Origin of the sequence: Cytophaga sp., from assembly GCF_051961495.1 — a bacterium.
In the GTDB taxonomy this organism is placed as follows: Bacteria; Bacteroidota; Bacteroidia; order Cytophagales; family Cytophagaceae; genus Cytophaga.
Genome location: NZ_JBQCDF010000149.1, coordinates 1 through 8416 on the forward strand (window position 1 = coordinate 1; position 8416 = coordinate 8416).

Annotated in this window: 7 protein-coding genes; 2 read left to right on the forward strand and 5 right to left on the reverse strand. The window is 40.4% G+C overall.

All coding sequences use genetic code 11. The features are described 5' to 3' along the window. On the forward strand, positions 1-1535 hold a 1535-nt coding region (locus ACTHJT_RS07605; RefSeq protein WP_440237404.1), incomplete at its 5' end, for a sulfatase-like hydrolase/transferase. 178 nt (positions 1536-1713) lie between these two features. Here ACTHJT_RS07605 and trhO read toward each other — a convergent pair. Both trhO and ACTHJT_RS07615 read right to left on the reverse strand, forming a co-directional pair. After that, the gene (gene trhO, locus ACTHJT_RS07610; protein ID WP_440237405.1) at positions 1714-2652 is read right to left on the reverse strand and encodes an oxygen-dependent tRNA uridine(34) hydroxylase TrhO; all 939 of its coding nucleotides are present in this window, start codon (positions 2650-2652) and stop codon (positions 1714-1716) included. Between the two features lie 201 nt (positions 2653-2853). Further along, complete coding sequence (locus ACTHJT_RS07615) at positions 2854-3498, reverse strand: acetyltransferase (protein WP_440237406.1); 645 nt, start codon at positions 3496-3498, stop codon at positions 2854-2856. Positions 3499-3610: 112 nt separating this feature from the next. Between ACTHJT_RS07615 and ACTHJT_RS07620 the strand changes: the two genes are divergently transcribed. Continuing rightward, a complete protein-coding gene (locus ACTHJT_RS07620) occupies positions 3611-4729 on the forward strand; it encodes a hypothetical protein (RefSeq protein ID WP_440237407.1) in 1119 nt (372 codons plus the stop codon). Here the strand turns inward: ACTHJT_RS07620 and ACTHJT_RS07625 are convergent. From ACTHJT_RS07625 to ACTHJT_RS07635, 3 genes are all read right to left on the reverse strand, one after another. Beyond that, a complete protein-coding gene (locus ACTHJT_RS07625; RefSeq protein WP_440237408.1) occupies positions 4723-5571 on the reverse strand; it encodes a hypothetical protein in 849 nt (282 codons plus the stop codon). The genes ACTHJT_RS07620 and ACTHJT_RS07625 overlap by 7 nt on opposite strands. A gap of 70 nt (positions 5572-5641) precedes the next feature. Continuing rightward, positions 5642-6916 (reverse strand): hypothetical protein, encoded by a 1275-nt coding sequence (locus ACTHJT_RS07630; RefSeq protein ID WP_440237409.1) that lies wholly within the window; start codon positions 6914-6916, stop codon positions 5642-5644. Then, positions 6888-8183, reverse strand: coding sequence for a DUF2851 family protein (locus ACTHJT_RS07635; RefSeq protein WP_440237410.1), 1296 nt, complete (start codon positions 8181-8183; stop codon positions 6888-6890). The genes ACTHJT_RS07630 and ACTHJT_RS07635 overlap by 29 nt, the downstream gene beginning before the upstream one ends. Positions 8184-8416 lie beyond the last annotated feature (233 nt).

Below are 8416 nucleotides of genomic sequence, written 5' to 3' on the forward strand. Positions count from 1 at the left end.
TTGACCGCATCGCTGATGAAGGTATTAAAATGATGCACTACTACGGCGAGCAAAGCTGTACTGCCGGCAGATCTGCATTTCTTACAGGCCAGCACATCATCCGTTCCGGTCTCAGCAAAGTGGGTTTCCCTGGTGCTCCTATGGGTATGAGCCAGCTGGATCCTTCTATCGGCGGCCTGCTTAAAAATTTAGGATATGCAACCGGACAGTTTGGTAAAAACCACGTGGGTGACAGAAACGAATCACTACCTACTGTAAATGGTTTTGATGAATTCTTCGGTAACCTGTATCACCTGAATGCGGAAGAAGAACCGGAATTGCCGGACTATCCGAAAGATCCTGCTTACCTGGCTAAATACGGCCCGCGTGGTGTCTTAAGATGCTATGCAAGCGATAAGGATGACCCTACGGTTGATCCAAGATTTGGTAAGATCGGAAAGCAACGTATTGAAGATACAGGTCCGCTTACAAAAAAACGTATGGAAACAATCGATGATGAAACATCAGCAGCAGCGATTGATTTCATGAAAAGACAAAATCAGGGCGGCAAACCATTCTTCTGCTGGTTCAATTCAACCCGCATGCACCTACGTACACACGTGCGTGACAGTCACCGTGGCAAATACCCGCATGGAGACAGCGAATATCTGGATGGTATGATTGAACACGATCTTACGATCGGAGAGATTCTGAAAGCTTTGGATGACATGGGTATTGCAGACAATACAATTGTTGTATATACTTCTGACAACGGTCCGCATATGAACACATGGCCGGATGGTGCTATGACACACTTCCGTTCAGAAAAAAACACCAACTGGGAAGGTGCATTCCGTGTACCTTGCCTGGTGCGCTGGCCGGGACATATTTCTGCAGGCACCATCTCAAATGAACTGATGTCGCACAACGACTGGATTCCTACCTTATGCCATGCGGCGGGAGATACAAGTATTGTAAGCAAATTAAAAGCGGGCTATACAGCCAATGGGATCAACTATAAAGTACATTTGGATGGATATGATCAGTATAATTTTCTGACCACTGCAAAAGGAAAACTGGGAACTTACAACGGTGTGAAAAGTGCCCGTAACGATTTCTTTTATTCAGATGATGACGGATTATTGGTAGCCTACAGACAAGGTCCTTATAAATATGTATTCTCTGAACAGCGTTCACAAGGCACTATGGGTGTATGGGCAGAACCTTTCACGACACTGAGATTACAGAAAACATTCAATCTTTATCAGGATCCGTTTGAAAGAGCAGACATTACTTCCAATACTTTCTGGGATTGGCAGCTTAATCATGTAGGCAGCATGTATGGTGTAATGGAGAATGTATTTAAATTTGTTAAAACATTTGAAGAGTTTCCACCACGCTCTTATCCGCCAAGCTTTAATCCGGCAAATGTTATGGATGAATATCTGAAAGCTTCCAAGGCTATCAAACGTCTTGAAGAACAATTCCCGATGTTAAAACAGGAAGCACAGAAAACTACTGTAGCACCTGCAACGCAGACAAAGAAGAAGAAATAAAACGCTTCAGAGATAAAATAAAAAGCTCCTGTCCCAGGAGCTTTTTATTTTAAAAGAACAATTATTGCACCGAATCCATGAATTAGATTACTTCACAATACGTTCATTCTGTATAAAATTAAAATGGGCTTATAACCTGTATAAGCCCATTAATAAGTAATTACTTTTAAGAATTCTTTTATCTTTTTACATGCAGGTATGGATCATACCCATTAAGCTCTTTCGGATATGCACCGGTACCATCATACGGACGTTTCTCCGGATGGCACTTGCATTCTTCTGAGCAGGCGCCCTGCATCTTTTCACCACAGGCTTCGCACATTGGCTCGTGGCGGTTACATACCGGGTTTGCACAGTTTACCATACGATCACTTAGTGTACCGCAAACATAACACTTCGAAATAATGCTCGGATTTACTTTGTTCACGTCTGCAATTACACGCCCGTCGAACACATAGCACTTGCCTTCAAAATCTTCACCGCCCTGCTCAATACCATATTTAATGATACCGCCGTGCAACTGGTATACATCTTCAAAACCCTGCTCCAGCAAAAACGCACTTGCCTTCTCGCACTTGATGCCGCCTGTACAATACGTCAATACTTTCTTGCCTTTCAGGTGCTCCAGTTCTTTTACTTTCTCCGGAAAATCACGGAAGTTTTCCATGTCGATCGTAACGGCATTTTTAAAACGCCCTACCTGATGTTCGTAATTGGAACGGACGTCCAATACCACAACGTCGTCACGGTCTTTCATTGCCTTGAATTCATCCGGCTCCAGATGTTTGCCTGTACGCCTGGTCGGGTCAATATGCTTTAAAGAAGAGTGAACAATTTCAGGTTTTACACGCACATATAATTTCTGGAATGCATGTCCTTCGTGTGCTTCAATTTTAAACTCCAGTGCTTCAAAACGCGGGTCTGCCTTTACGTATTCCATGTACTTGCGACAGCCTTCCTCGGTACCGGAAACAGTACCGTTCAGCCCTTCAGAAGCGATGATGATACGGCCAAGCAAGCCAAATTCAAGACATTTAAGGTGGTGTTCTTCCCTGTAAGCATCAGGGTCTGCTATATGGGTATAGCAGTAATACAAGAGTATCTGGTGATCTTTCATAATAATAACAGTGCTTAGTTTCAGTCTAAGTGTTGCGTACAAAAGTACGAAATTATGAGTTATGAATTATAAATTATGAATGACTTTAATCACTCTGCTGGGGTAAGTTTGACCAAAACGATCTAAAAATTCAATTCATTATATAAATTATGAGTTACAAACGACTAATTCATAACTCATAATTTATAATTCATAAATTGATTATCCTTTCATTGCCTGCGCCGGGTTTCCGAACACCGTTTCTTTATCTTTCACCGGTGCAATAACTACAGAGCCTGCTCCTACACGTGCATTTTTACCAACGGTAATACCGCCAATGATCACCGCTCCGGTACCGATGAAAGCGCCTTTCTCGATCTTTGCTCCGGCATTGATCACGGCACCTGCACCTATCTGTACGAAGTCTTCAACCACCGCTTCGAAATCAATAATTGCTCCGGTATGGATCAGGCAATGGCTGCCAACTTCGGCGTTAGCTCCTATCACTGCTGCGCCGTTAATAAAATTACCATGACCGATAGAAGCTGAATGTGCAATAGAAGCTGTTGAATGAATTGCGTTCACAGCCTGGGTTTGCCTGCGCTCGTGCAGCATTTTTGTTAACCCTTCGCGCAACTTGGGTTCATCGCTGGCAATGAAAGCATCGCAGCTGTTGCCTATTAATTTCAGATACGTATCGTCGTCTGTTGAACCCAATACAGTAACATTATTTATCTCTGTTCCGTGCAAGGCCTTGGTATCATCCAGAAAACCATAAGCCACCATTCCATTGCTTTCAAATATTTCCAGCGCAGCTTTCCCTAATGAAGAAGCTCCGAAAATAATTACTGCATCTTTCTTTTCCATATTTCAGTATTTTCACAAAAATACATCATTTTTATTAAAAAGGCTGACCAGAGAAGAAGTATACCGTGAGTTACTCAAAAACAGTTTTTTACGTATACATTTGCATAATTATATGATGCGTTCCAACAACAAACACCTATTCATATTGAGCTGCAGCTGGCTTATCGTCAATCTGCTCCTGTATTTTTCCCTCGGTGTAAAGTATGCCATAGATACTGCACGGTTTGATACCGAAGCTTCGGCCTGGCTTACCGGTACGTTTGAAACCAGTTATCATTTCTGGTACAGCGGCTACATCGCGATCCTTGCACTTAGCCGCTTGCTGTTCTCTTCTATTTACCCTTCTATTCTGCTTCAATGTATCGTTTCATTGACTGCAACACTTTTATTTTATACAGGTTTGTGCAGAATATTAAAAAATGAACGTACTGCCTTTATCGCCTCCGGACTTACCATACTGTACCTGCCGATCCAGCAATGGAATGTTTGTCTGCTTACAGAATCTTTTTTCATCAGCAGTATTTTATTATTCATATGGGCCTATTCTCTTGAAGATTGGCGAACGAAATGGATTAGTCTGTACACCATAGCTATAGTTGCAACAATGCTACGCCCAAACGGTGGCATTTTATTGATTGCTCTTTTCATATTAACTGCCAGGGAAATCCTTTCAAAGCAAAACCGCTTATACGTTTACACTATTGGCTTATTATTATTGACCGGAATTCTTTTCCTGTTAAACTGCGCCACAGATGTTTTCTATCAGTTCATGGCAGATTCATTCGCTAAAGGAGAGATTATCTGCGGATACAAAGGTTGGATCATACCCGTCGGAACACCTGCATCAGTAAGCACTACAGAAGGTAGTATTGTAAAAATATTGGGATTAATTATTGATCAGCCATTAAAAAGTTTACAGCTGGGTTGCTGCAGGTTTGCTGCACTCTGGACAGATGTACGAATGTATTACAGTTCCCTGCATAATATATTTATCAGCCTGCTGTTATTACCCGCTTACATATTTGCTGCGACCGGTTTCATGCACTACAGAAAAATACACCGGGGGGTATTTATATTCACCATTGTTTACACCGGACTTAACAGTGTCTTAGTCATGATTACCTATGCAGACTGGGATGGCAGGTTCCTTGTACCGCTGCTGCCGGTTATCTTTATCTGGTCGGCTTTAGGTATACAAAAAATATTCATGCGGTTCCGAATTTTTCAATAAGGCAGTTTGTAGTTTTTACCTTTCCACCACTTACGTCCTTCAAACCAGATATCTTTGAAAAAGTTTTGCGTTTTGAATACAACTGAATGATTCTGGTATTGAGGCAGAAGAACTTTATTCACTTTGTAACCCTTCAATTTGATCCACTTGCGTGAGCCTTTACCTTCAGCAGCATCAACCAGTGAGCCCAGGTCCAGTACATGTGCTTCCACGCCTGCATCCCACAAACGGGCATTGATGATATTGGAAGCCACGCCTGCCGATGGTAAAATCACATCTACCTTATGGCTGTTCTTCACGATTTCCGGAAACCATTCATCCATCCGGTAGAAGGCATTTTTACTGGGAATCTGAATATACACTTCCAGCGGTCCATATAATTTCTCTACTACATCTCTTGCGGTGCTGCCAATAAACATAATGCGTTTGCCACGTACAAATTCATCTAAAAATTTTGTCATCACTTCCGGTTTAAACACAGACAGGTAATGAAACAGAATCTGATTTTCATACACCGCACCTTCTTCTTTCGGGAAGTGTTTTAAAATATATTTTTCCAGATCGAAATTATCTATGTACGGTGCAAACAATCCATGGATCATGCCCGGTTCTACCGGATAATTAACGCCAACAGCCTTTAAATATAAGGGATCGTAAATCTCAAACGAATGAATCAATCCTCTTTCCAGCGCATCTGACACGTCGTGCTCCAGACAATCTTTTCCAACCATTGTATAGATCTCACCATCACCATAACGGGAAAAATACACCTTCTTATTTTTCCTTAGCAAATCTGTTAAATGTGCTAAACTTTCCGTGGTTGATTTTGATCGAAGAGACATATCCAAGACGAATGATTGATAGTTAATTGCTGCAAATGTACGAATTAATGCACGTACTGCATTAAAATCATTACGCTGATTTCAGGCCCAAATACTGTTTGATCTGTTCACTTGCTTTTGATTGCATGATACCTGAATAATAAAATACAATAAATCCATACAGTGGTAAATAAAAGATTCTGTACCTGCTAAAACTTCCGATGTTGGGTGCTGCCAGTAGCAGCAAGCCTCCGGCAAGCAGAATAAATAGCAGCACAATCCATGCTTTTACCGGTACTATTACCTTTCCAGTATAATATTTATAACAGGTAAGCACAAGCAAAAGAATAAATAGATACCCCTCTATCGCAGCGAACAAAGAACTTACATTATGAATTTGCCAGGGGAACGGACTGAAAAATGCATACACAATAGCCTTGGGAAAATTCAGGAAGATAGATGTCCAGCTTATATCCAGATCAAACGGAATACACGAATAAGCCTGTATGTATTTGGTGCAGGTAAGATGATTACTGATGTACACAACTTCCGGAAAATTCTTCCAGTGAAATGCCGGATGCAGATGACCTAGTCCGATACCTCCGAGTATTAACACTACTATTGAAATCAAAACAGAAAATTTTGACAAGCGTACATATGTAATGACATAATACATCATACTCACAAAGCAAAACAATGCAACGAGGTAATATTTAATATTCCATGCGATAAACATGCAGACTATAAACAGCAGGACTGATTGTATCTGTTCACCTTTTGTTTCAATGATGCTATGCAGCAGATAAAAAAGTAAAAACAGTATAGGCAATACCAGCGCTTCCTTTAGAATACCAACGGTCCAGAAGGTAAACGAAGGAATCAGGAGCACAAGTAGCCAGATTAAAAACGTATCTGCTTTTTTATGCAGGGAAAGAAAAGGCATAAAACAGATAGAGCCTATAAACGTAAGCCACATGCCGGTTAGATAATAGTTCTGTACTGACAACAAAAAGAAAGGTAATACGACTTTCAGAAAAAAGGTAACACGTATTTCTGTGTACAGATATTCTTTCAATCCTGCTGATATATGCAGTTCTGCATAATCACTCTTAAAGAATTCAATACAGTCTGCCGGATACTGCTTAAAACACACAGCTAACTCCTCCAGAGCATGATGATAAACAAAAGAGTCTGTGGCATTGTCATATAGAAAATAAAAAAACAATGATTGTATACCAAAGAATACAAAGCGATATCCCGACAATAAAAGGTATGATTTTCTTAAATCCGCTGGCATGCGGATCAATGAAAAATAATAGACCAAACCCAATAATGCGCTACTTAAGAGCAGCAGGAACAGATTCATTGCGTAGTATTGAATATCCAATACTACAAGATAAACATTTTTTATGAGTACAATACATCTTGTATAATTCCAGTGCTCCCTGACTATCAAATCCGGTTTCCATTTTCATTCCCAAGCTAGTCCACATACGTGTTACAGTATTATCCTCAGCCTTCAGCGAATCAATAAATTGAAATACTTCTTCCCATTTTTCTTCATGTTTATAATATCTAGCCTCTAAAGCTGCATATGGAACGCAGGCATTGATTAAAAACGTATTGATGAACGTATAACCAACATGCTTTGCAGCCGTTATGGAAGGCACACCAAAACGATAGTGAATCTGCCAATACGGAGAAACAGACTTCGAAAAAAATTGTTTAGCCTGCTGTACATTCCGGATTGAAACAAAAGCAGCAAACCATCCGGCATCTGAAAACAAAGCTGCAAGCTGTGCCAGACGCATAGTCGGAAAGTTTGAAGGCCTGGTGCGCAAAAATTTCCATTCTGAATACTCAACGACAGGTTCCACTGAAACTATTCTCCTGAGATAGGTAAATTCTTTTAGAAGCTGTGCAGCATAAGGATCTTGATGAGGAATATCTAACATTCCCGCCATGCCGAAGAAAAGTGCCTCCACCGATTTAGGTGCATAAGACAAACGATCGAGCTTATTGAAATCGATATTTGCAGCAATTCGTTCAAAGAGTGCATCATTCAATCCTGTTCCGAATGCTTTAAAGATGAAACGCGCTGCTGCTTTTTTCCAATCAGGCTGATCTTTCAGCAGTATGTAGCATTCATCGGTCTTGCGTTCCAGCCTTTCAACCAACACACGTTGCTTCATTTGTTCCACCACAATCGGTTTAACCTCCGGAAATAAAGATTCACAAGGTAAAGAAGCTTTGGATTCCATTAAATATAAGTACGACTGCAAATGATTTTCAGCAATCCGCTGTTTTAATTCCAATACAGGAATCATGGTTCCATCAGCACGGATAATATTTTCATCGGCTTCATAAACAACATGGAGAATCACCGATTCATAAGCCGGGTCTTGCGTGTGTTTATGCCTGTTCCAATCTGAAGAGCGAACATGAATTTCAATATCACCGCGCCATTCCATGGAGCCAATAATGAGATGTGCCAGGCTAAAATCAGGACCAGCATGTTTATTCAGTGTTCCGTTACGTTGAATAATGATCTGCTCTCCAGCAGTAGTCGTAAGGTCTTCAACAGAAAAAAGTAAATTCTGCCAAAGAACCCATAAAAGTTCTTCGCTTACCATAGCTAAAAAGTTTAATCATTTATTAAAAAAATCCCCTTACAATATTACATTAAATTTGTATATTCATAAAACAACTAACGCTATGAATCAATCCGTACTATTTCGTGTAACGCTTCTTCTTATATTTATTTTTCTTCTGGTTGTGGGGTTGATCTACGCCCGGGCGTTTTTATTTCCCGTAATTTTTTACGGCCAGATATATAATATATTTTTAAAAATATAAAAAAAAAAAA